22 protein-coding genes and 1 tRNA gene are annotated in these 22,093 nt (G+C 62.8%); 11 read left to right on the top strand and 12 right to left on the bottom strand.

Annotated elements, in window-relative coordinates:
- Position 1: 1 nt before the first annotated feature.
- The 7 genes from AAGW05_RS05875 to AAGW05_RS05845 all read right to left on the bottom strand — a co-directional run bounded on the left by AAGW05_RS05875 (position 2) and on the right by AAGW05_RS05845 (position 7,272).
- On the bottom strand, positions 2 to 319 hold the full coding sequence (locus AAGW05_RS05875; RefSeq protein WP_411803553.1) for a hypothetical protein: 318 nt from the start codon (positions 317 to 319) through the stop codon (positions 2 to 4).
- A gap of 135 nt (positions 320 to 454) precedes the next feature.
- Positions 455 to 724 (bottom strand): hypothetical protein, encoded by a 270-nt coding sequence (locus AAGW05_RS05870; protein WP_411803552.1) that lies wholly within the window; start codon positions 722 to 724, stop codon positions 455 to 457.
- A 255-nt stretch (positions 725 to 979) separates the two neighbouring features.
- Positions 980 to 1,945, bottom strand: a complete 966-nt coding sequence (locus tag AAGW05_RS05865) for an NUDIX hydrolase (RefSeq protein ID WP_411803551.1) — start codon at positions 1,943 to 1,945, stop codon at positions 980 to 982.
- Complete coding sequence (locus tag AAGW05_RS05860) at positions 1,945 to 4,188, bottom strand: RNA degradosome polyphosphate kinase (RefSeq protein WP_411803550.1); 2,244 nt, start codon at positions 4,186 to 4,188, stop codon at positions 1,945 to 1,947. The genes AAGW05_RS05865 and AAGW05_RS05860 overlap by 1 nt, the downstream gene beginning before the upstream one ends.
- 85 nt (positions 4,189 to 4,273) lie before the next feature.
- Positions 4,274 to 5,251: a mycothiol synthase gene (mshD, locus tag AAGW05_RS05855; RefSeq protein WP_411803549.1), complete on the bottom strand. Its 978-nt coding sequence runs from the start codon at positions 5,249 to 5,251 to the stop codon at positions 4,274 to 4,276.
- Between the two features lie 265 nt (positions 5,252 to 5,516).
- Positions 5,517 to 6,530 carry a hydroxyacid dehydrogenase gene (locus AAGW05_RS05850; RefSeq protein ID WP_411803548.1) on the bottom strand — a complete coding sequence of 338 codons (1,014 nt, stop codon included), beginning with the start codon at positions 6,528 to 6,530 and terminating at the stop codon, positions 5,517 to 5,519.
- A gap of 43 nt (positions 6,531 to 6,573) precedes the next feature.
- Positions 6,574 to 7,272 (bottom strand): winged-helix domain-containing protein, encoded by a 699-nt coding sequence (locus AAGW05_RS05845; RefSeq protein WP_411803547.1) that lies wholly within the window; start codon positions 7,270 to 7,272, stop codon positions 6,574 to 6,576.
- A 146-nt stretch (positions 7,273 to 7,418) separates the two neighbouring features.
- Between AAGW05_RS05845 and AAGW05_RS05840 the strand changes: the two genes are divergently transcribed.
- From AAGW05_RS05840 to AAGW05_RS05820, 5 genes are all read left to right on the top strand, one after another.
- The gene (locus AAGW05_RS05840; RefSeq protein WP_411803546.1) at positions 7,419 to 8,153 is read left to right on the top strand and encodes a permease; all 735 of its coding nucleotides are present in this window, start codon (positions 7,419 to 7,421) and stop codon (positions 8,151 to 8,153) included.
- Between the two features lie 182 nt (positions 8,154 to 8,335).
- A complete protein-coding gene (locus AAGW05_RS05835) occupies positions 8,336 to 8,938 on the top strand; it encodes an FABP family protein (RefSeq protein ID WP_411803545.1) in 603 nt (200 codons plus the stop codon).
- A gap of 174 nt (positions 8,939 to 9,112) precedes the next feature.
- On the top strand, positions 9,113 to 10,210 hold the full coding sequence (locus tag AAGW05_RS05830) for a YgfZ/GcvT domain-containing protein (protein ID WP_411803544.1): 1,098 nt from the start codon (positions 9,113 to 9,115) through the stop codon (positions 10,208 to 10,210).
- A 68-nt stretch (positions 10,211 to 10,278) separates the two neighbouring features.
- Positions 10,279 to 11,001 (top strand): PadR family transcriptional regulator, encoded by a 723-nt coding sequence (locus AAGW05_RS05825; RefSeq protein ID WP_411803543.1) that lies wholly within the window; start codon positions 10,279 to 10,281, stop codon positions 10,999 to 11,001.
- Between the two features lie 29 nt (positions 11,002 to 11,030).
- On the top strand, positions 11,031 to 12,551 hold the full coding sequence (locus tag AAGW05_RS05820) for a DHA2 family efflux MFS transporter permease subunit (RefSeq protein WP_411803542.1): 1,521 nt from the start codon (positions 11,031 to 11,033) through the stop codon (positions 12,549 to 12,551).
- On the opposite strand, the gene AAGW05_RS05815 is transcribed toward AAGW05_RS05820, so the two are convergent.
- The 4 genes from AAGW05_RS05815 to AAGW05_RS05800 all read right to left on the bottom strand — a co-directional run bounded on the left by AAGW05_RS05815 (position 12,499) and on the right by AAGW05_RS05800 (position 16,438).
- Entirely contained in the window at positions 12,499 to 13,221 is a 723-nt protein-coding gene (locus tag AAGW05_RS05815) for a GNAT family N-acetyltransferase (protein ID WP_411803541.1), read from the bottom strand. The genes AAGW05_RS05820 and AAGW05_RS05815 overlap by 53 nt on opposite strands.
- A 364-nt stretch (positions 13,222 to 13,585) precedes the next feature.
- Entirely contained in the window at positions 13,586 to 14,611 is a 1,026-nt protein-coding gene (locus AAGW05_RS05810; protein WP_411803540.1) for a 6-phosphofructokinase, read from the bottom strand.
- 124 nt (positions 14,612 to 14,735) lie between these two features.
- Complete coding sequence (locus AAGW05_RS05805) at positions 14,736 to 14,999, bottom strand: hypothetical protein (RefSeq protein ID WP_411803539.1); 264 nt, start codon at positions 14,997 to 14,999, stop codon at positions 14,736 to 14,738.
- A gap of 80 nt (positions 15,000 to 15,079) precedes the next feature.
- Positions 15,080 to 16,438, bottom strand: coding sequence for a PspC domain-containing protein (locus AAGW05_RS05800; RefSeq protein WP_411803538.1), 1,359 nt, complete (start codon positions 16,436 to 16,438; stop codon positions 15,080 to 15,082).
- A 115-nt stretch (positions 16,439 to 16,553) separates the two neighbouring features.
- Between AAGW05_RS05800 and AAGW05_RS05795 the strand changes: the two genes are divergently transcribed.
- Positions 16,554 to 17,843: a PspC domain-containing protein gene (locus tag AAGW05_RS05795; protein ID WP_411803537.1), complete on the top strand. Its 1,290-nt coding sequence runs from the start codon at positions 16,554 to 16,556 to the stop codon at positions 17,841 to 17,843.
- Positions 17,844 to 17,845: 2 nt separating this feature from the next.
- Positions 17,846 to 18,496 carry a LuxR C-terminal-related transcriptional regulator gene (locus AAGW05_RS05790; RefSeq protein ID WP_411803536.1) on the top strand — a complete coding sequence of 217 codons (651 nt, stop codon included), beginning with the start codon at positions 17,846 to 17,848 and terminating at the stop codon, positions 18,494 to 18,496.
- A 112-nt stretch (positions 18,497 to 18,608) separates the two neighbouring features.
- Here the strand turns inward: AAGW05_RS05790 and AAGW05_RS05785 are convergent, their stop codons facing one another.
- Positions 18,609 to 19,844 (bottom strand): pyridoxal phosphate-dependent aminotransferase, encoded by a 1,236-nt coding sequence (locus AAGW05_RS05785; RefSeq protein ID WP_411803535.1) that lies wholly within the window; start codon positions 19,842 to 19,844, stop codon positions 18,609 to 18,611.
- Positions 19,845 to 20,100: 256 nt separating this feature from the next.
- On the opposite strand from AAGW05_RS05785, the gene AAGW05_RS05780 reads away from it, so the two are divergent.
- From AAGW05_RS05780 to rplK, 4 genes are all read left to right on the top strand, one after another.
- A tRNA-Trp gene (locus AAGW05_RS05780) sits at positions 20,101 to 20,173 on the top strand.
- A 117-nt stretch (positions 20,174 to 20,290) separates the two neighbouring features.
- Entirely contained in the window at positions 20,291 to 20,584 is a 294-nt protein-coding gene (secE, locus tag AAGW05_RS05775) for a preprotein translocase subunit SecE (protein ID WP_411803534.1), read from the top strand.
- 88 nt (positions 20,585 to 20,672) lie between these two features.
- A complete protein-coding gene (gene nusG / locus AAGW05_RS05770) occupies positions 20,673 to 21,494 on the top strand; it encodes a transcription termination/antitermination protein NusG (protein ID WP_411803533.1) in 822 nt (273 codons plus the stop codon).
- Positions 21,495 to 21,623: 129 nt separating this feature from the next.
- The gene (gene rplK, locus AAGW05_RS05765; protein WP_411803532.1) at positions 21,624 to 22,055 is read left to right on the top strand and encodes a 50S ribosomal protein L11; all 432 of its coding nucleotides are present in this window, start codon (positions 21,624 to 21,626) and stop codon (positions 22,053 to 22,055) included.
- Positions 22,056 to 22,093: the final 38 nt, after the last annotated feature.

Here is a 22,093-nt window from a genome sequence, read left to right as displayed (position 1 = left end):
TCTACTTGCCTTGCTGGTTGAGCCGTCCCTGCAGCAGCGACAGGAGAGTTTTCTCATCCAGGCCGTAGTGTTTTCCAGCCACAAGGAGATGGTCGACGGCGGCCATCACCTCCCCGGGCGGGCCCGACTGGCGCGCCGAGGTCGGTGTGGGCAGGGTGCCAGGGGCCACCGTTCCCGCCGCGACGCCGCCGGCCAGAATGGCCAGGTCGCACGGGACCAGGTACATGGCTTCGGGTCCGTCAAGGCCGTCCCAGGTGTTTGGCCCGCCGGCGCTGGCGACGTGGTGTGCGTGCACAAGGCCCTTGACGGGCGGGCCCATGCTGCCCAGCCAAAAAACGCAGGGAATATCCCAAACTTGCGGCCGCCAGAACGCAGGCCAGGGAACGCCGTGAGACGACAAGCCGCATGACAAGCAGCGTTCTTGCCGCCAGGAGAGCCAGGGTGACGGACAATGTCACAGCAAGGGGGCGCCATCTATTCTTCCGCTGGTCCAGGCCCCGAGGGAGCCGTGGACAGGTTCTGATGCGGCCTCGAATCCGTGGGACATGGCAACGAAGGGGATCACCGCCGCAGTGGCAAGGAATATGCCCAGAACACTCCAACCACGGGCAGCTTGCACGTAGTCGCGGACGCGGCGCAACTCCACAGTGGCCACCCGCTTGGCTGATTTTGGCGCTGGCCATGTGCTCTGCCCTAGCGCGTGGATGACAATGACTGCCAGCACCGGTCCCAAGATAATTGCTCAGGCAATGACGCCTGTCCAGAAGGCATGCTTGCGCACATTCTTCAGCGACGGACCGTTGCGCGGGGACCAAAGGGCGAAGCGGAGCACGCAAGACAGGACAACGCACCCACGGCCAGCGGGAGGTCGAATTCTCGCCTCAAACCACTTCCGCCGAGTCAGACCCAGCGCCGCCGAGTAAGACGTTGCGCGACGTCTGACTCGACGGCCCAGGGTCTGACTCGGCGAGCGGGAGGGTCAGTCTTCGTACGGCTTGTGCTGCTCCAACGCCACGATCCGGCCGGGTTCGGCAATCGAGACGTGGGCAATCAGGACCTCACCAGGGGAAAGGTGCGGGTCGGTCAGCGGCAGCGTCGCGCCCATGGCAGGGGACATGTGCTCCGCCAGCGTCGCCAAGATCGTGGGCAGCACCGGGCGGTGGGTGCACACGGCCGTCGCGTTGGTGCGCGTCAGCAGCTTTTCTATGGTTGCGGCGACCTTGGCGGGGTTGCGCTTGTGATCGGCCTCCGTCAGCCACGGCACCAACTTGACCTTGGCCTTGGTGGCCTGGGCGTATGGGGAAATGGTTGAGATGCACCGCATCCACCCGCTCGTGTTGATCCGTCCGGGGTGCCACGACATCAGCAGCCGCTGCAGGTACAGTGCCTGGCGCTTCCCCGTCGCAGCCAACGGCCGCTCACCCTCTGCCAGGGTCCATGCCGAACGCGGCTTGGCCTTGGCATGCCTGATGATCAACAGCGGCCACGTCTCGAGCGTCCCCGCCTCATGCGCAGCCGTCAGGGCCTCCAGCGGCTCCAAGTCGGAAGGGTTGGAGAGCAGTCCGCGCGCCTTATTCGGGCTGCACCAGATGGCGACGTCGACCTCCTTGCCGTCAGGCATGGGAGGCAAGTCGTCGACAGAGGAGGCCCAGTAGTGGACTTGCTTCATACCGGGCTTCACGGCATACCGGATCGAGGGCAGGGGAATGCCCAGTGTGATCGGCAGTCCAACCTCTTCGAACACTTCACGCACGGCACACTCGGCCAGCGTTTCGCCCTTGTCGAGCTTGCCCTTGGGCCAGGACCAGTCGTCATAACGCTGGCGGTGGATCAGGAGGACTTCAAGCTTCCTCTTTTTGACGCGCCAGCACAGGGCGCCCGCGGCAAAAATGGAAACGTCGGTACTCTCGTCGAGGTTTTCCTCGAGGTGTTCAGTGTTGCGCATTACCGGTGCAGTGTTGATCGCGGACGTGAACGGCTTGCGAGCAGCCATGACTGGACATCGAGCAGGGGGTTTCCTTCGTTATCGAGATGGTGGCGTTTCCACTCGCCATCGTTGTCAAGGTGCCAGCTTGCGGTGCCTGGATCCAGGTAGCGGTCGAGCAACGAGTTGACCTCTGAAATGTCTTCCTTGTTTGACAGCTGGACCAGCGCCTCAACCCTGCGGTCAAGGTTCCTGTGCATCATGTCTGCCGAACCGATATAAACGATCGGATCCCCGGCGTTCGCGAACGTGAACACACGCGAGTGTTCAAGGAAACGGCCAAGGACGGAGCGGACAGTGATGTTCTCGCTGAGGCCGGGGACACCAGGACGCAGTGAGCAGATGCCGCGCACAATCACGCCGACTTCCACTCCGGCCTGGGACGCCCGGTAGAGGGAGTCGATGATGGATTCATCCACCATGGAGTTGACCTTGATGCGCACCCGGGCAGGCAGGCCGGCCCTCTTGTTGGCAATCTCGGCGTCAATGCGCTCGACGAGACCGGAACGGACCGAGCGCGGTGCCACCAGCAGCCTGTCAAAGGTTGACTTGGGTGCGTAGCCCGAGAGCTGGTTGAACAACTTCGAGAGGTCTTCGCCCACCTGGTTGTCAGCGGTCAGCAGGCCAAGATCCTCGTAGTAGCGGGCAGTGCGCGGGTGGTAGTTGCCCGTGCCGATGTGGCAGTAGCGGCGCAGTCCGTCCTGTTCCTGACGGACAACGAGCGAGAGCTTGCAGTGGGTCTTCAATCCAACGATGCCGTACACGACATGCACACCTGCCTGCTCAAGCTTGCGGGCCCAGGAGATGTTGGCCTGCTCGTCAAAGCGGGCCTTGATCTCCACCAGGGCCAACACCTGCTTGCCTGCCTCGGCGGCATCGACAAGGGCATCCACGATGGGGGAGTCGCCCGAGGTCCTGTACAGGGTCTGCTTGATGGCGCGCACCTTGGGATCGGCCGCTGCCTGCTCCAGGAATGCCTGCACCGAGGTGGAGAACGAATCGTAGGGGTGGTGCAGGAGGATGTCACGACGGCGCATGGCGGCAAAGACGTTCGCGGCCTTCGAGGTTTCCGATGCGTTCAGGTCCCGGGAGGTGTGGGCTACATGTTTGGGGTAGCGCAGGTCCGGACGGTCGATGTTTCCGATGATGGACAGGCCGCGCAGGTCCAAGGGTGCTGGCAGCGAGTACACCTCGGTGTCGTCAACGTCCAGCTCGCGCGCCAGCAGGGCAAGAATGCTGGGGTTGATGTCTGTCGCCACTTCAAGTCGTACGGGTGGGCCGAACTTGCGGCGCAGCAGTTCCTTCTCCAGCGCCTGGAGAAGGTTCTCTGCGTCGTCCTCTTCAACCTCGAGGTCTTCGTTGCGGGTGACGCGGAAGGTGTGGTGCTCCACGATGTCCATGCCGGGGAACAGCTGGTCGAGGTGTTCTGCGATGACTTCTTCAAGGGGGATGAAGCGGGCCACGCGGCCGGGCACGGTGCCTGCGCGCGAGCCGTCAATGGAGACCAGGCGCGGCAGGAGGTCCGGCACCTTGAGGCGGGCGAAGAGCTCCTTGTCGCTGACAGGGTTGCGAACCACCACGGCCAGGTTCAGCGAAAGCCCGGAAATGTAGGGGAAGGGGTGAGCCGGATCCACCGCCAGGGGGGTGAGGATCGGGAAGATCTTTTCGGCGAACATTTTGGACAGCTGGATTTTGGACGCGTCGTCGATCTCGTCCCAATGCACCAAGTGGATGTGCTCGTAGGCGAGTGCCGGCCGGATCTGGTTGGCAAAAACGTGGGCGTGCCTGGCCTGAAGCTCGTGGGCCGCGTCGCTGATCTGTTCCAACACCTCAAGCGGGCTCAGCCCGGCGGGGGAGGGCACAGCCAGTCCTGTAGCGATGCGGCGCTTCAACCCGGCTACGCGCACCATGAAGAATTCATCAAGGTTGGAGGCAAATATTGACAGGAAGGTTACGCGCTCAAGCAGCTGCAGCTCGGGGTCCTCGGCCAGTTCCAACACCCTGGCGTTGAACGCCAGCCAGCTCAGCTCACGGTCGAGAAACCTGTCGGGGCTGATGTCGCCCTCGGGAATGAGCGTCGGCTCAAACTCCGGGATCTCGATGCGGTCCTGCGTGGCCCGATAGGCCGGAACCTCGCCCGCGGCAAATCGTTCCCGGCCGTTGGCCACCGCCAAGTTTGCGGATTGCTTGTAATCGCGATTCATCAACAAGTCCTCTTAGTCGGTACTGCCTTGCATCAACCTTACAAGCCACAGCCGCCGTTGCCGGCAAAATCAGCGGATGCGAGGCCTATGCCGAAACGGGGCCGTACATGACGTCGGAATCCCACTTGGTGAACCCAAGTTTGCGATACAGCGCGACCGCCGCCTCATTGTCCGCATCAACATAAAGCATGATGGCGCTCAGACCCGCATCGTGCAGGTGGTCCAGGCCTTGGCGGGTCAGGGTGTTGCCCAGGCCGAGCCCCTGCGCAGCTGGTATCACGCCCACGACGTAAACCTCGCCCATGGCCGCCTGCCCCGAGCGTGCCGGGTGGACCTTGGTCCAATGGAAGCCAAGGATCTCATCCTCGTCATTGACCGCCAGGAAGAACCCCGCCGGATCAAACCACGGTTCCGCCATGCGCGCGCGCAGGTCCGTCAGCGTCAGCGAACCCTGCTCGGGGTGGTGCGCAAATGCGGCCGCGTTGGCTGCCAACCAGGCTTCCTCGTCCTGGTCCGGGACAAAGGTCCGCAGCCTCACCCCGTCGGGCGCTGGATAGTCGTGCCTCTCAACGCCAGCGGACGACGGCGCCTGCCGGACCAGGCGCATGCGCCACAGTTCACGGATGGCACGGTACCCGTAGCTGGCGGCCAGATCGGCGGCCGCCTCATGGCCGCCGTGGGACCAGGCTTTCAGGCCCTGCAGCCCACGAACCTCCACCAGCTTGTCGGCGAGGATGGTGCCGACGCCGTCGTTGCGGTAGGCCGGGTGCACAGCGATCTCCAAGACGCCTTCACTGCCGTTGAGAACTACGACGGCAACCCCGGCGAGGTCTTCACCGACTGTGGGGGAGGCATCCTCGGGTGCGTACGTCAGCAGCGTCAGGACGGTGTCGGGACCGGCGTCCGCGGCCTTGAGTTCAACCAGCGTCTGCTCGGAGAAGGGCGGGTTTCCGTCGGCGTCCTCCGCCGCGTCAATCACCGTCTGGATTTCTCCCAGAAGCTCGGGCCCGGGCACACCGGGGATCACTGTCACTGGCCAGCTGTCAGTCTTTGCGGGGCTCATAACCCCAGCCTAGTGGGAGCGCATTGGCTAAGGCGAGACTCGAAGGCCACTGATCGTGTCAGATCCGTGGTGCGGATGCCGGCGGTTTGCACCATTCGGTGGACGTGCCTTAGAGTTTGAGTGCACTTGTTCGTGAAAACGGCCAGTGGCGAGGGGGATGCACCAGTGGGGTGTCCTCGATACGTTCGACCCGTATGTCCTCCACCAATAACTGAAGGCCCGTTTCCGTCAAGGAAACGGGCCTTCATGTGTTTATTCCGGGAAACTAGGCGCTGTATTCCATGTCCTCGCGCGCAACCCGGGCCTGCAGCGGGGTTCCGCTGGTGAAGCGTGCGAGGTCGGCCAGGGCGTCGTCGACCATGCGGCGGGTTTCAGTTCCCAGTGATCCGGCCACATGCGGTGTCAGGATGACATTGGGCAGGTCATGGAGTTCACTGTCGGCCGGGAGCGGTTCGGGATCCGTCACATCAAGGATGGCCGTCAGGCGTCCGGTCCGGCACTCCTGCGTCAACGCATCCGTATCAATCAATGAGCCGCGGGCAGTGTTGATGATGGTTGCCTGATCCGGCAGGGCCGCGAGTTCGGCTGCGCCAATCATGTGGCGGGTGCTGGGCAGCTCGGGGGCATGGATGGACAGGATGTCCACCCGCGGAAGCATGTCGGCGAGTGAGAGAAGTGTTGCGCCCGCGGCGGTCACCTCGGCGGGGTCCGCGAACGGGTCTGCCACCAAGATGGTCACGTCCTGGAGTTGGCGCAGCATTGCCACCACGCGCCGGCCGATCCTTGAATACCCCACGATTCCAATGGTTCGGCCCAGATTGCTCCGCTCGCCGCGGGCCGTGGCGTAGGCGCGTTCGCCGCGGTGCGTGCGGGCGTCGTTGGCCAGGACTTGGGCCCTCTTGCCGGCCAAAATGATGCTGGCGAAGGTGAATTCTGCGACGGGTACGGCGTTGGCATCGGCGCCGTTGCACACCGTAATTCCGCGGTCCCACATCGCCTCGGTGGCAAAGGTGCGCACGGAACCGGCGCAGTGAAAGACAGCTTTCAGGGCGGGCATGCGTGACAGTGCGGCTTCATCAAGGACAGGAACGCCCCAGCTGGTGACAAGCACTTCGACGTCGGCCAGTTGCGACTGCACCTGCGGGGCGTCAAGCGACGCCGTCCACACTGTTTGGCCGAGGGTTGCCAGCTCTCCGAGCCGCCGAAGGCGCGAATCATCGAACTGTAGGGCGAAGGTATCGGCGTCCATCACTGCAAGGGCGCGTGGCAAGACTGTCATGGTGGGGATTTCCTCCTGGTTGGGCCACGGGGGAGGTGCGGCGCTAAGCGTCAGCGAGTGCGCCGTCGGGAATCTTGGAAACTGTCAGGCGGTAGCCCACGTTGCGCACCGTGCTGATCAGGTTCTCATTCTCGGAGCCGAGCTTGGCACGCAGGCGGCGGATATGGACGTCAACCGTGCGGGTGCCACCGTAATAGTCATAGCCCCACACCTCATTGAGCAGTTGCACCCTCGTGAAGACGCGGCCGGGGTGCTGGGCAAGGTACTTCAGGAGCTCGAATTCCTTGTAGGTCAGGTTCAACACCGAACCGTGGACCCTTGCGGTGTAACTGTCCTCGTCAATGACGATGCCTGCGGCCTGGATTTCCTGCGGCGCGTCGTCATTGGCATTGGCAGCACGGGTCAGGGCCAGGCGGATCCGCGCCTCAATTTCGGCGGGGCCCGCGGTGTCAAGGATGACGTCGTCGGCCGCCCACGAGGCAGTCACCGCTGCCATGCCGCCCTCGGTCAGGACAAGCAGCAGGGGGACGCTGATCCCCGTGGCACGCAACAGCTGGGTCAGGGAGCGGGAACCGACGAGATCCTTGCGGGCATCGACCATGATCAGGTCGGAGGGCTTGGCTTCAAGCAACGCAGTGGGCACGGCTGGAAGAATGTGGATGGTGTGGCTCAAAAGTTCCAGCGCAGGCAGGACCTCCACGGAACTGCCGTGGTGATTGGTCAGCATTAAAATCTGCGACATGACTTCCTAACAAAGTGCCTTAAACGCGCATCTTTGAGCGACGAACCAGCTGCAAACCCGGACAAATTGCGGGTAGAAGTGGAATTGACGCCGCCGCCCGCAGGGTTGTTCCACAGTGTACCGGCAGAATAGGGCAGGATTGATGTGTGAAGTCATCAATAGCCGGACTTATTGGAATCCTCGCCTTTGCCATGCTGGTGGCCGGGCACTATCTGGGCCTCGGCTACACCATGGGTGCGGGCATCGCGCTGGCCGCCGTCTTTGGCGTCGGCTGGCCGCACTATTTGGGCATCCCGGCCAAGAAGACCCTTGGCGCCGTCATCGGCCTGGCCGGGGCCGGGGCCGCCCTGACCGCCGGCCTTGCCGCCGGAAGCGACTATCTTGCATGGACACCCCTTTACATTGCCGTGGGTTTTGGCGCCATCATGGTTGTCCAGCTCGTTCGGGGCACCGGACAAATACACCGGCTGGAGTCCACCCTTGGTGCCGGCGCCGGGGTGTTGATCGCCGGATTGGCCTGCGGGTGGGTGGCGTCCCTGCGCTACCTTGGTGAACCTGGCCTGACGGTCATCGTGGCCTTCAGCGGCGTGGTGGCACTTCTTGCCGGCATGTTGCCTTGGCCCGACCGGGTGCTGGCACCCCTGACAATCGCCTTGGCAGCGCTGGCCAGCCCGTTGGCTGCACTGATCTTTTCCGACGTCAGGATTGTGCCGGCCATGGTGTTGGGCATCGTTGTGGGCGCCGTCATCGCCGCCTTCCACCGGCTGCGGACCCTGGCCGGGGTTTCCACACATCCCCTTGGCGTCGCCGCGGCCTCACTCGCGCCCATATTGTCCTTGGGCTCACTCGTGTATTTCGTTGAAAAAATTGTCCTGCACTAGGCTTCGGCCCGTGCATGGAATGAGAGTCAACAACCCCGCCAGAACATTGTTAGGATGAAACTATGAGCGTACTTGCCTTGGAAATCTTCTTTATCTGCCTTTTGGTCGTCGCAGGCGTTGCCATGGCCGGCTTTGCCGCACTGGTGGTGTGGCGCCTCTTCAAGGGTCAGCAGTAACCTGCCATGCCCATTGAGATTCCCACCGACCTGACCCCGGAACTGGTTCCGCTGTCATGGCTGCTTGGAACCTGGACTGGTGGCGGACGCCTCGGCTCCGGGGAAGCTGATTCCGAGTACTTCACCCAGACCGCGACCTTCAAAGCCAACGGACTGCCCTACCTGCAGTACACGGCAGAGTCGTGGCTCACCGATGAGAACGGCACCGTCTTGCGGCCGCTGTCCGTCGAGACCGGCTTTTGGCAACTTGACCGTCCCATGAATGATGCCGATGGTGGACCCGGGCTTGTCCCCGCAGACATCGTCCCCGCACTCAGGACAGCCGACGACGTCGAAGCGCTGCGCAACGCCGACGGCGGCTTCGACATTATGGCCAACATCGTGCACCCCGGCGGCATCTCGGAGCTGTACTACGGCAGCATCAAGGGACCGCAGATCCAGCTATCCACCGACGCCGTCATGCGCGGTGCAGGAGCCAAGGACTACAAAGCTGCAACTCGCATTTTCGGCCTCGTCAACGGCGACCTTTACTGGCGCTGGGATGTTGCCGCCCAAGGCAAGGCACTTGACGCCCACGCCTCAGCCGCACTGCGCAAAGTCCCAGCCTAACTAGCCAATTTTTCCATCTGACCCGCATGAGTGGTCGAAAAATCACGAATTTCCGTTGTTTTTCAGCCACTGGTGCGGGTCAGTTGCTTAAGTACGACGCCGGCTCCTCCGCCGGTTCGCCGCCTCGCCCCACTGGGCAGGAATAGGCCGCCAAGAGAAGGTGTTGCACCCGTTATGAGCTATTTGAGTCCTTTGTTGAACCGGTCCGGGGCCGTTGCGGCCGGCGGTCTTGACGCCGGCGTTGCCTCCCATTATGGGGATCCCAACCGCGAGCAGCGCCTTCTGGCGGGATACCTGGGCAAGCCGGGATCCGCCGTCGTTGATCTCTCCCACAGGGGAGTGGTGACGGTGACGGGGCCCGACAGGCTCAGCTGGCTCAACACGCTCTCGTCCCAGGCGTTGACAAACCTTGCCCCCAATGTCGGCACCGAACTGCTGCTGCTGACGATCCAGGGGCGCATTGAATTCGATGCCCGGGTTGTTGACGATGGCGGGACTGCCTGGCTGATCGTTGAGACCGCCGAAGCTGCACCGCTTGCCCAGTGGCTGAATTCCATGAAGTTCATGCTGCGGGTTGAGATTGCCGATGTTTCTGCCGACTGGGCCGTGGCCGGCTCGGTCACCGAGGTCCCCGGCTGGGAAAAATACCTGGTGTGGGTTGATCCGTGGCCGAACATTGGCGCGGGAGGCTACAGCTACGCCGCGCTGCCCGAAGCCGACCATCCCGGCCTTGAGCGCCCGTGGCGCGAATACCTGATCCCCGCCACGGAATTCGTCGAGGCGGTTGGATCGTTGCCGCTGGCCGGAGTCTGGGCGGCCGAAGCCCTGCGCCTCGCCGCGTGGCGTCCACGCCGGGGTGCGGAGACAGACGAGAAGACCATCCCGCACGAACTTGACCTGATGCGCACGGCGGTCCACTTGGCCAAGGGCTGTTACAAAGGGCAGGAAACCATTGCCCGGGTGCACAACCTGGGCCACCCTCCGCGCCGCCTGGTGTTCCTGCAACTCGACGGTTCCCTGCACACCCTGCCCGCCGCAGGCAGCGAGGTGTTACTTGAGGACCGTGTTGTCGGCAAGGTGACGTCCGTGGCGCAACACTTTGAAATGGGCCCGATTGCACTGGCCGTTATCAAGCGGTCAGTTGACCCGGCCGCTGTCCTGATGGTTGATGACAGTGGCGAAAAATATCCCGCCAACCAGGAAATCATCGTTGCCACCGATGCCGGACAGGTCCTGGGCAGGCAGACGGGCTTCCTCCGCCCGCCGAGGTGAGATTCCCAGCGATTTACCAGCAGTGGAATTCAAGCCACGTTCCGCTGGAGGGATAAAATTGTCGCTGGGTGTTCCAGCTGGAATACTCCACGTGGATCATTTCGGCGACGTGCAGGTTTCGACACCGCAACGAAGGGCTGGACATGGCGGCAGGGCAGCAACCAACGCCCCTGGCCATGGCTGCCCTTGGCTTGTTGGCGGAGCGGGACATGCATCCCTACGAGATGTACCAGTTGTTGGTGGACCGGCATGGGGACCGCCTGCTCAAGGTCAGGCCGGGAACGCTCTACCACGCGGTTGGAAGGCTCGCCGCCGCCGGACTGGTGGAATCCGTGGGAACCTGCCGTGACGGCAACCGGCCCGAACGCACCACTTACTCAATTCTCCCTGAAGGCCGGGAGTATCTGACGGCGGCCGTGTGCGCCCTTCTTGCGCAGCCGGTCAAGGAATTTCCCCGTTTCCCGCAGGCCCTGTCCGAGGCGCACAATCTGCCGGCCGGGGACGTCATTGGTCTGCTGGGGGAGCGCCAGAGTGCGCTTGAAAAGGACCTGGCACTGCTCGACGCCGACAGCCGATTGGCGCTTTCACGTCATGTGCCGCGCCAGTACTGGATTGATGTGGGCTACCAGAAGCACCTGGTACGTGCCGAAATCGAGTGGGTTCGCGGCTTCCGCGAGGAACTCATGGACGGCTCACTGCTCTGGGGCGCCTGTGCCCCGGCCAGTGTGCAAACAGCCGTCACTGAGGTAACAAGACCTGATGCGGCGCACCCCGAATTAACGAAAATTTGAACTACAGTTCTCAACCTTAAGGATCACCCATGGAAATCGTGGCAAAACCGTGGCCCGCGTTATGGGCTTTAGTACTGGGATTCTTCATGATCCTGGTGGATTCAACCATCGTCTCCGTGGCAAACCCGAAGATCATGGAGGGGTTGCATACCGACATTAACTCAGTCATCTGGGTCACCAGTGCCTACCTTCTGGCCTACGCCGTGCCGTTGCTTGTCGCCGGCCGCCTCGGCGACAAATACGGCCCCAAAAACCTGTACCTCATTGGACTGAGCGTCTTCACCTTGGCATCGCTGTGGTGCGGTTTTTCCGGTGATATTGGCACACTCATCATCGCCCGTGTGGTCCAGGGCCTCGGCGCTGCCCTGATGACGCCGCAAACCATGGCCGTCATCACCCGCATCTTTGCCCCCGACAAGCGTGGCCCTGCCATGGGCCTCTGGGGAGCTACCGCCGGTGTGGCCATGCTGGTCGGCCCGATCCTGGGCGGCGTCTTGGTTGACGGGCTGGGTTGGGAATGGATCTTCTTCGTCAATGTCCCTGTTGGCATCGTGGCATTTGTGATGGCCTGGCGCCTGGTGCCCACCCTGAAGACCCATGACCATAAGTTTGACCTGCTGGGCGTCCTGCTCAGCTCGGCAGGGCTGTTTATGCTGGTCTTTGGCATCCAGGAAGGCGGCACGTACAACTGGGGCACCATCGCCGGGCCGCTGAGCGTGTGGAGCCTGATCATCGCCGGCATTGTTTTCCTTATGGCTTTTGTTGTGTGGCAGGCCTTGAACAAGGGCGAACCGCTCGTGCCACTGCATCTGTTCAAGGTCCGCAACTTCTCCCTTGCCAACGCGTCAATCACCACCATGGGCTTCACCGTCACTGCCATGAGCCTGCCGCTGTTCTTCTACTACCAGCTGGTTCGTGGCATGTCCCCGACCCAATCCGCGCTCATGATGGTCCCCATGGCCCTATTTGCCGGTGTCCTGGCGCCCTTTGTTGGCAAGCTCATTGACGTGGTCAACCCACGCTATGTCGCCTGCCTCGGCTTCGTGTTGATGTCCGCGTCACTTTTATGGGCGTCCTCACTCATGAATCCGGACACGCCCATCTGGATGTTCCTGCTGCCCAGCGGACTCCTAGGCATCGCAAGCTCGGGCATCTGGGCCCCGCTGTCGACGACGGCGACCCGCAACCTTGGCCCGCATGAGGCGGGCGCAGGGGCCGGGGTCTACAACACGACGCGGCAGATAGGCTCGGTTCTCGGATCCGCAGCCATCGCAGCCCTCATCACCGCCCGGCTCGCGGCCGAGATGCCAGCTGGCGCCTCCTCCGGTACCGGAGGTGTCGAGGGTCAGCTGCCCGAATTCCTCCGGGCCGGCTTCGCAACCGCGATGGGCCAGTCCATGATCTTGCCGGCCGTCGTTGTGCTGTTGGGAGGATTCGCCGCGGCGTTCTTCGCAAAGCCACGGTCGGTTGACGCGATCTACGCCGAGTTTGACCAGGCTAAGAGGCAGCCGGAGACAGGGAAACCTGCGTCCGTAAACCAGCAACATTAAGGCCAAGTGAGGTTGCCAGGGCGTGGGCGCCGGCGTTGTGGATGTCGGCGCTCCACTGCACAATGAGCCCGGCGGCCAGTGCCTCATGCGCGGCGATGCTGGTTGCCAGCCTGCCCTGGCCCTGCCGCCGGAACTCGGGGGCCACCAGGGTTCCCAGCCTGGCCAACAGCCCTTCGTACTCGGCATAGGCGCTGCAGGCGAGGGGGCCGGAGCCGGGCATTCCCGACGCCATGATCGTGAACTTGTGCTCCCTGCCCGACAGGCCAACATCATTGACGTCATCCGGCGGGCATAAGGACTCCAGCAGGGCGGCCTGCTCCGGGCCGGAGGAAACATGGACTGTTTGTTCGGGCTGGTGCAATTCCAGGTCGTCGGCGTAATACAGCGCCTCGGTGCCCAGGCCGCGGCCGCCGTGATCCCTCGTGAGGCGCAGCATGGTCGAGTGGTCGCTGAGCTCGTCATCGTCAAAGGCTTCAGCGGCGGCCAGCAGGTGTTCCGGGCCGACAAGGATCGACGTATCCCAGAGCCGCAGGAACGTCAGCGTCGGGCCCGCCACTGCGTGTGTGACCCGGGTGTCTGCCCGGTCCGCGAGGAGGGAGCCTGCCGGCAGTTGGAGCCCGCGCTCCCAGGCCAGGAACACGATGGGCGCGGATGCAAGATCAAAGGTCATGCTTCAACATTAACGCCCCACAGCTTCTGGAAAGCTGTGGGGCGTTTTTTCGTATCCACAGGTGGTTGCCGGCCCCTGTTCGGCGCCGCGCCCGGTTGTGTGTCAGGCGTTTTCCTTGTCCGTCCGAGGTCGGGTCGAAGGACGTCGTTTTCCCGGGCTGGCACGAACTTCTGCCAAGCCGAGCAATCTTCCTCTCCCTAATCACATGTACACCGATCGGCATCAACACCCACCGCCTCATCGCCCCGGCGAGGGCCTCTTTTGTCTGAAGCCGCAGCCCGGATCCACCGCAACGGAATAAGTTATACAAAAACGCCCCACGGCTTTGTGAAAAAGCCATGGGGCGTCGAAGGTCAAGTGTCTGCTACCCGAACAGGATCGCGGCCTCGTCGTAACGGTGCTGCGGAACGGTCTTCAGGTTCCCCAGGGCGGCTTCGAAAGGCACATGCTCAATCTCTGTCCCCTTCAGAGCCACCATGGTGCCCCAGCGTTCCTCAACAACAGAGTCGACGGCGGCCATGCCCAAACGGGTGGCCAACACACGGTCAAAGCTGGAGGGGACGCCGCCGCGCTGGATGTGGCCGAGGATGGTCGCACGGGTTTCGATGCCAGTACGGGCTTCAATTTCCGGTGCGAGCTGCTCGCTGATGCCACCGAGGCGGGGGCGGCCGAACGTGTCCAGGCCGCGCTCGGAGTGTGCCGATTCGTGGGTGTCAGGGACGAATCCTTCGGCAACAACCACCAACGGTGCGCGGCCGCGGTCATGGGCTTCCTTTACCCATTCAACGATCTGGTCCATGCTGGTTGTCTGTTCCGGGATCAATACGGCGTGGGCACCGGTTGCCATGCCTGCATGGAGGGCGATCCAGCCGACGTGGCGGCCCATGACCTCCGCGATCATGCAGCGGTGGTGCGATTCGCCGGTGGTGCGGAGGCGGTCGATGGCCTCGGTGGCGATTTGCACGGCCGTGTCGAAACCAAAAGTGTAGTCGGTGGCGTCAAGGTCGTTGTCCACGGTCTTGGGCACGCCAACAATTTTCAGGCCTGCATCCGTGAGGCGGCGTGCGGCTGCGAGGGTGCCTTCGCCGCCAATGGCGATAAGTGCGTCAATGCCGAGGCGTTGCATGTGGGCCTTGATGACTTCGGGGCCGCCGTTGCCCTCAAAGGGGTTGGTGCGGGAGGTTCCCAGAATGGTGCCGCCTTGCTTGGAGATGCCGCGGACCATCTGGCGGGGGAGGTCCATGACATCTCCCTCAACCACGCCGCGCCAGCCGTCCCTGAAGCCGACAAATTCGTGGCCGTAACTCTTGATGCCCTTGAGCACGATTCCACGGATTACAGCATTCAGCCCGGGGCAGTCTCCGCCGCTGGTGAGAATTCCAATCTTCATGAGTATTAAGTCCTTCAAGGGATGGGGTCAATGGGGTGTTTCGAGCGCACCATTGAGCTCCTCTCAAATCATTCTAGACGCTCATGTGATCCCGGCAACTTCATGGCGAACCGTGGACGGGCCGCTACGGCTGCTTCTTTCGCAGGATGTTGATGGCGCCGCCGGCAACCATGGCGACCCCCGCGCCCAGCAGCAGCCACATGGCCGTCTGGCCGGCGTCGAGGGAGAGCCCGCTCTGCCTGACACCAATGACAAGGATTCCCATGACAACCACGACGGCGCCCCACACCACGGTGCCGACCCTCGCCGGGTGGGTGGCCGGCTGAACCGCGGGGCTGGACTGCTTGCCGTGGGCGGCTTGCGGGGTGTCTGATTCGTTGATTTTCATGGTGTGCTCCGTAGCGTTTGCGGTGGCCGGGCCCTTTGTTTCGTCGCTTCCAGCCGTGGGTGTGGTGGGGACCATGCCGGTCACTTCCCGGTCACGGTTTGGACGTCGATGCTGCTCGCGACGCCCTGCACGGTGATGACAATTCCATGCCCTGTGGCGGACGGGTTGATCTCGGTGGTCGCCTCCTGGGCGAGCGCGCCGCCGTGGTTCTTGCCGTTAACCGTCAATGACGCGGCGGCAAGTTCGCTTTTGACCGTGACAGGAATGTTGTCAGGAACCTTGATGGTGATGCTGGCGGCGACGGCTGTGAGCGGGACCTGGACGTCGGCACGCAAGGAGGGTCCGCCGTCGAACTGGGTCAGGTCAAACGTTGCGTTGCCCATCAGCACTGTTCGCCCGGTCGCCGCGGACGTACCCGAATTGGGAGTCCAGCTCACCGAGCTGAATCCGGTGAACGGTCCTGTCTGCGGCGGCAGGCTCAGCAGGCCGACGAGAACCAACATGATAATGGCGAAGGTTCCGAGCCCGCCGGCGCTCCGGCCCCGGATGCCCGCGACCACTATGCCGATCCCGGCAGTGATGGCGGCTGCGGCTGTGGCAAAGCCTGTCTGGTAGCCGTTGAGGTCGATGATGCTGGCGGCGTTCAGGATGAGTACCGTGGCGCCGACGATAACTGCAAGGCCCAGCACGAGCAGGCTGGCGGCGGCACCGAGCCTCGGCGTGCGCTTCACCGGCCGGACCTTGACGTACATCTGCGGGTTGGGTGCGAAGTGCTGACTTGCCGCGTCATACTGGGTGCCTTGGCGGGACTGCGCACCCTGATCCGGCCGGGGGCCTTGGCCCATCTGGTTGCCCTGGTTCGGATGCTGCCAGCCGGTGGCGGTGCCCGGGGCCTGGTCCTTCTTGCGGGTCACGGCCCAGTAGATGACAGCGGCTGTCCCACCAATCCAGAACACGGCCCAGGGGAACCACCCGTCCTTGCCACCAAAGAGGAAACCCTGGCCGGGGCCGGCAAATCCCAGGAGGGTCACTATGCCGGCACCCGTCATGCCCGCGGTCCAGCGCCCGCGGGCGACCTCCTGGACGTGGATGCGGCCGTCGGGTTCAGGCAGCAGCGCCCATGCGAGTCCGTAGGCCAGCAGGCCCACACCGAAAAAGAGTGTGAGGACAACGGCGAGCCCGCGCACAATCACAGGGTCAATGCCCCACTTGTTGGCCAGGCCGCTGCATACACCGCCCACCCACCGGCTGCTTCCGCGCCGAACGCCAAGGCTGCGCAGCCACTGGAAGAACCCTGCGGAGGCAGGCTGTTCTGGACCTGCGGGACCTGCGGGACCTGCGGGACCTGCGGGACCTGACTGCCACGTTTGGGCGTCGGGTGTCTCTTGGGCGGGTGTTGGGCCCCCGGGCTGATCCGGGGTGTCATGGGGGATGTTCATGGTTCAATCCTGCCGCGGGGGAGGCCCGCACTGCCATCGGGGGAGACCCTGAAAGAACCCTGAAGTGCCCCCGGGAACGGCTCCGGGTGGGTGCTTGGCGTGCTTGGATTGAACCATGAGCGCAAAGATGTACCGTTCCCGGGATCGTATGGTCGCCGGGGTCTGCGGCGGGTTGGCCGAACACCTCGGGGTCAAGGTGGGGGTTGTGCGCGCCATCATGGTTGCTGCCTGCTTTTCCTTTGGCGCGGGCCTGGTGTTGTACGCCTGGCTGTGGCTTCTGGTGCCCATGGCCGGCGATGCGGCAGGGGCCGGCAGCACCTTGGACGACGCCGACGGGAACCCGCGGCTGAAACTGTTCCGTCCCGCCGCGGGGGCCGTTTCGATGGAACAGCCCGCGGAGGCCGGCGGAAACCCCGACCGCCGGAAGCTTCCGATCGGGTTCAAGGACATACTGATTGGCGGCGGGCTCGTGATTGCCGCCGTCGTCATGTTTGGACAGCAAATGGGCTGGAACCTGCAGCTGGGGACCTTGATCCCTGTGCTGGTGATTGCCGTAGGTGCCGTCCTGACGTGGACTCAATTGGATGACACCCGCAGGGTCGGCCTGCTCAGCGCCACCAAGATGGACACACCCATGGCCTTGGCCCGGCTGGGCGGCGGCATTGCCCTTGTCATTGCCGGGGTCATCGTGATCGTGGCAGGATCAGGCTCCTGGACGCTGATGTGGACGTCAGTGATTGCTTCACTGGCCGTCTTGGCAGGCGTGGCACTTGTCCTGGCACCGTGGGCATTGAAGTTTTGGCGAGAATTCCAAAGTGAAAGGGCCGGGCGCATCCGCGAAACGGAGCGAGCCGAGATTGCCGCCCACCTGCACGACTCCGTCCTGCAAACCCTGGCGCTGATCCAGAAGAACGCCGGTTCCGCCGCCGACGTGACCCGCCTGGCCCGCGCTCAGGAACGGGAGCTGCGTGAATGGATCTACCAGGACAACGCCAACAGTTCAGGGGCATTGGTGGAACGGGTCAAGGCCGTGTGTGCCGAGGCTGAAGACTTGTGCGGACTTGCCGTGGAGATCGTCACCGTAGGCGACGCCGAACTGACCGAACGCGGCACTGCCTTGGTTCAGGCGGTGCGTGAAGCAGTGCTGAACGGGGTGCGCCATGGCGGCACCACCGTTTCGGTCTATGTGGAGGCCGGCCCCAAGGGTGTTGACGTGTTCGTGAAGGACCGCGGCACCGGCTTTGACATGGGGGCAGTGCCGGCGGACAGGCTGGGAGTCAGGGAGTCCGTCGTCGGACGCATGCAGCGTAACGGCGGCACGGCTGAGATCATTAGCTCATCGGAGGGCACCGAGGTGCGGCTCCACCTGCCCGCCGAAACCCCAGCCACCCAGGAAGCGAAATGACCATGTCTGAAACACCCATCAGGGTTGTGATTGTCGATGACCACGCCATTTTCCGCTCCGGTCTCAAGGCCGACCTGGCCGGTGACATTGTGGTTTTGGCCGAAGCTGCCACCGTGGAGGAGGCCATCGCGGCCGTCAATGCCCAGCAGCCGGACGTGGTCCTGCTCGACGTCCACCTTCCCGGCGGGCGGGGGCAGGGAGGGCGTGAGGTCATTGCCGGGTGTGCCGCGCTGTTGGGGAGCACTAAATTCCTGGCACTGAGTGTTTCCGACGCGGCCGAGGACGTGGTTTCGGTGATCCGATCCGGTGCCCGCGGTTATGTGACGAAGTCAATTTCCGGGGCTGAAATTTCAGCTGCCGTCCGGCGGGTGGCAAGCGGGGACGCGGTGTTCTCGCCGCGGCTGGCCGGCTTTGTCCTTGACGCCTTTGGCACGGCCGAGGTTGCCGTGGAGGACGAGCTGGACAGGCTTTCGGCCCGTGAACTCGAGGTCATGCGCCTGATCGCCCGCGGCTACTCCTACAAGGAGGTGGCCAAGGCGCTTTTCATTTCGATCAAGACGGTGGAGACCCATGTGTCGGCCGTGCTGCGCAAATTGCAGCTGTCATCGCGCCATGAACTGACCCGCTGGGCCGTGGACCGCCGCCTGCTTTAAACGACTGTGACGCAGTTAGTGCATCGATTTCCCCGAAAAGAGGGGTTTTTGGTGCACTAACTGCGTCACAGACTGGCCGTGAGGTACGACGGCGGCGCGCGCCTAGGGTGCCTTAGGCCTTGGCTGAGCCGAGGATTTCCTGCAGCCGGTGGACGCCGACTGCGAGGTCGTCGTCGCCCAGGGCGTAGGACAGGCGGATGTAGCCGCTGGGCCCGAAGGCTTCGCCGGGGACAACGGCAACTTCAGCCTTGTCCAGGACCAGGGCGGCCAGCTCGGCCGATGTGGCCGGGCGGATGCCGCCAATGTCACGGCCCAGCAGGCCACGGACGTCAGCGTAGGCGTAGAAGGCGCCGTGCGGGGTGGGGCATTCCACGCCGTCAATGGCGTTCAGTGCCGAAACCATGGCTAGGCGGCGGCGGTTGAAGGCAACCTTCATCTCATCCACGGCGGTCAGCGGGCCGGAAACGGCTGCCAGCGCGGCCATCTGCGACACATTGGCCACGTTGGACGTTGCATGGGACTGCATGTTGGTGGCGGCCTTGGTGACATCCAGCGGCGCGATCATCCAGCCCACGCGCCAACCGGTCATGGCGTAGGTCTTGGCAACACCGTTCAGGATCACCACCTTGTCCCCCAGCTCGGGCACCGCAGTGGCAATCGAGGTGAAGGGGACGCCGTCGTAGGTCAGGTGCTCATAGATTTCATCCGTGATGACCCACAGGCCCTTGGACGCGGCCCACAGGCCAATTTCACGCGTCTGCTCGGGGGAGTAAACGGCACCCGTCGGGTTGGAGGGGGACACGAACAGCAGCACCTTGGTGCGCGGGGTCAGTGCTGCCTCAAGCTGATCGACGGTGACAAGGTAACCCTGCTCCGGGCCGGCAAACACCTCAACGGGAACACCGCCGGCGAGGCGGATGGCCTCCGGATACGTGGTCCAGAAGGGAGTGGGCACGATGACCTCATCGCCCGGGTCCAGCAGGGTCGCGAAAGACTCGTAGACAGCCTGCTTGCCGCCGTTAGTCACCAGCACCTGGGCGGGGTCGACGGCGTAACCGGAGTCCCGCAGCGTCTTATCGGCGATGGCGCTGCGCAGCTCCGGGAGCCCGGCGGCCGGGGAGTACCTGTGGTACTTGGGCTGGCGGGCAGCAGCGATGGCTGCCTCAACAATGTAATCCGGGGTGGGAAAGTCGGGTTCACCGGCACCAAAGCCAATGACGGGCCGGCCGGCCGCCTTCAAGGCCTTGGCCTTGGCGTCAACGGCCAGGGTGGCGGATTCGGCAATGGCGGCGATTCGTGCGGAAACGCGGCGGCCGGAGGCATGGTCAGCTGTCAAGTCGGCAGACATCAGGAATCTTTCTTCGGTGGGAGGCCCAAAATGCAAACATCGTCACTGACTACTTTAGGGGCATCCGGTGCCCGGTTCGACGAACGGCGCCAAGGATGCGTAGAATGGGTAACTGGTGCTCAAGCACCATGATGGTTCACGCCTTGACGCTGGTTTTGGAAACACGGCTTAGAGACTGTAGGTTATTCATGGTTATTAGCACTGAATGGATTTTTGAACCACTGAATCGAGCAAGTTTCAGGCGGATCAACTCCAAAGGGTAGTGGCGCAATTGGTAGCGCAGCGGTCTCCAAAACCGCAGGTTGCAGGTTCGAGTCCTGTCTGCCCTGCGCATGGGCGTAATGGCTTTGAAGCACGAATTATTCGTGTGGAAATTCCAGGCGCCTGAGCGAATATTTTGCACATCGTACGGTCAGAGCCCGCAGATTTGCGGGTATCCCAACAAAATGACGAGTGAGGCACCGGTGACCGAAACTGCGGCTAGCAGCTCCAAGGGCCCTGCAAAGAAGGTAGCAAAGCCCGGCAAGCCCGGATTCTTTGCCCGGATTGCCATTTTCCTTCGCCAGGTCATCGGCGAGTTGAAGAAGGTTGTCACGCCCACTCGCAAAGAGTTGATCAACATGACCGCCGTTGTGCTCGTGTTCGTAGTAATCGTGATGAGTATTGTTACCGTCTTGGATCTGGGCTTCGGCAAGGCCGTGCTGTGGATCTTCGGTGGAAACATCAACGCCGAGCAGTAAAACGCTCATCTGGGCCGACCCCGCTGAATATTTCGGCATGGGGTCGGTTTGAGCCATTTAAGAAACGCACAAGGAAAGCAGGAAATTCGTGTCTGAGCTGGAGCCCGAGGCAACATACAGTGAGCAGGACCAGGACACTGTGGTTGCTGATGCTGCCATCAATGCCGACCTTGATGCCGTTGCTGAAGAAGCCGTTGCTGACGAAGTCGACGCTGTAACCGATGCTGACGACGCCGACGTTGAAACCGACGCCGACGTTGAAACCGAAGTGGCAGAGGATGCCGCCGAAGTTCCGGCCGAGCCTGAAGTTGACCACGTCGCAGAATTCAAGGCCAAGCTGCGCCGCCAGGAGGGTGACTGGTACGTCATCCACTCCTACGCAGGCTACGAGAACCGCGTCAAGGTAAACCTTGAGTCACGCAGCCTGTCGCTGAACATGGAAGATTACATCTTCGAAGTCCAGGTCCCCATGGAAGAAGTCGTGGAGATCAAGAATGCACAGCGCAAGGTTGTCAACCGCGTCCGCATTCCCGGCTATGTTCTCGTCCGCATGGACCTGACAGACGCCTCCTGGGGCGTTGTCCGCCACACCCCCGGTGTTACAGGATTTGTTGGCAACGCCCACAACCCTGTCCCGCTGCGTTTGGATGAAGTCTTCTCCATGCTCGCCCCGATCTTCGAGGAGCAGCAGGCTGAAGAGACCGGCGTTCCGCTGCGTCACGATCCCAGCGACGCCGAGATCGACTTTGAAGTCGGCGAGGCAGTCATCGTCAAGGACGGTCCGTTCGAGGGGCTGTCCGCGTCGATCTCCGAGATCAAGCCCGAAGCGCAGCAGCTCGTTGTGCTGGTTTCCATCTTCGAGCGTGAAACCCCCGTCACCCTCGCATTCAACCAGGTCACCAAGATCTAGTTGCCCCAAATTTCGTTCCGCGGGAAAGTGCTTATTTCTCCGCGAAACGTTCGGCCGGACGCCATTCGGCCACCCACTTAGGACGCGCTCCGTCGTTCTACGGAAAGATATTGAGAGAAGGACCCTACATTGGCTCCCAAGAAAAAGGTCACCGGCCTTATCAAGCTGCAGATCCAGGCAGGCGCCGCTAACCCGGCACCTCCGATCGGTCCCGCGCTTGGTCAGCACGGCGTCAACATCATGGAATTCTGCAAGGCGTACAACGCTGCAACTGAATCCCAGCGCGGAAACGTCATCCCCGTGGAAATCACGGTTTACGAAGACCGTTCCTTCACGTTCATCACCAAGACCCCGCCGGCTGCAGAGCTCATCAAGAAGGCAGCAGGGGTTGCCAAGGGTTCAGGTACCCCGCACACCGTCAAGGTTGCCCAGCTGACCAAGGCTCAGGTTACCGAGATCGCAACCCAGAAGATGGTTGACCTCAACGCAACCACCATCGAAGCTGCTGAGAAGACCATCGCCGGTACCGCCCGTTCCATGGGTATCACCGTCGAGGCCTAAGTCTTTCGACTTTCGCTTTACGCCCATTTGGGCACAAA

Source organism: Arthrobacter sp. LAPM80, from assembly GCF_046736435.1.
Taxonomy (GTDB): domain Bacteria; phylum Actinomycetota; class Actinomycetes; order Actinomycetales; family Micrococcaceae; genus Specibacter.
The sequence above is the reverse complement of the archived record's forward strand: the minus strand, read 5'-3'. Positions and strand labels throughout refer to the sequence as shown.

Coding starts and splice junctions, on each gene's coding strand:
- AAGW05_RS05810 (WP_411803540.1), bottom strand. CDS start 14,611: ATGAAGATTGGAATTCTCACCAGCGGCGGAGACTGCCCCGGGCTGAAT.
- AAGW05_RS05785 (WP_411803535.1), bottom strand. CDS start 19,844: ATGTCTGCCGACTTGACAGCTGACCATGCCTCCGGCCGCCGCGTTTCC.
- AAGW05_RS05795 (WP_411803537.1), top strand. CDS start 16,554: ATGAGCGCAAAGATGTACCGTTCCCGGGATCGTATGGTCGCCGGGGTC.
- AAGW05_RS05815 (WP_411803541.1), bottom strand. CDS start 13,221: ATGACCTTTGATCTTGCATCCGCGCCCATCGTGTTCCTGGCCTGGGAG.
- secE (WP_411803534.1), top strand. CDS start 20,291: ATGACGAGTGAGGCACCGGTGACCGAAACTGCGGCTAGCAGCTCCAAG.
- AAGW05_RS05860 (WP_411803550.1), bottom strand. CDS start 4,188: ATGAATCGCGATTACAAGCAATCCGCAAACTTGGCGGTGGCCAACGGC.
- AAGW05_RS05805 (WP_411803539.1), bottom strand. CDS start 14,999: ATGAAAATCAACGAATCAGACACCCCGCAAGCCGCCCACGGCAAGCAG.
- AAGW05_RS05800 (WP_411803538.1), bottom strand. CDS start 16,438: ATGAACATCCCCCATGACACCCCGGATCAGCCCGGGGGCCCAACACCC.
- mshD (WP_411803549.1), bottom strand. CDS start 5,251: ATGAGCCCCGCAAAGACTGACAGCTGGCCAGTGACAGTGATCCCCGGT.
- AAGW05_RS05820 (WP_411803542.1), top strand. CDS start 11,031: ATGGAAATCGTGGCAAAACCGTGGCCCGCGTTATGGGCTTTAGTACTG.
- AAGW05_RS05850 (WP_411803548.1), bottom strand. CDS start 6,530: ATGACAGTCTTGCCACGCGCCCTTGCAGTGATGGACGCCGATACCTTC.
- AAGW05_RS05835 (WP_411803545.1), top strand. CDS start 8,336: ATGCCCATTGAGATTCCCACCGACCTGACCCCGGAACTGGTTCCGCTG.
- AAGW05_RS05830 (WP_411803544.1), top strand. CDS start 9,113: ATGAGCTATTTGAGTCCTTTGTTGAACCGGTCCGGGGCCGTTGCGGCC.
- AAGW05_RS05865 (WP_411803551.1), bottom strand. CDS start 1,945: ATGCGCAACACTGAACACCTCGAGGAAAACCTCGACGAGAGTACCGAC.
- AAGW05_RS05845 (WP_411803547.1), bottom strand. CDS start 7,272: ATGTCGCAGATTTTAATGCTGACCAATCACCACGGCAGTTCCGTGGAG.
- AAGW05_RS05790 (WP_411803536.1), top strand. CDS start 17,846: ATGTCTGAAACACCCATCAGGGTTGTGATTGTCGATGACCACGCCATT.
- AAGW05_RS05875 (WP_411803553.1), bottom strand. CDS start 319: ATGGGCCCGCCCGTCAAGGGCCTTGTGCACGCACACCACGTCGCCAGC.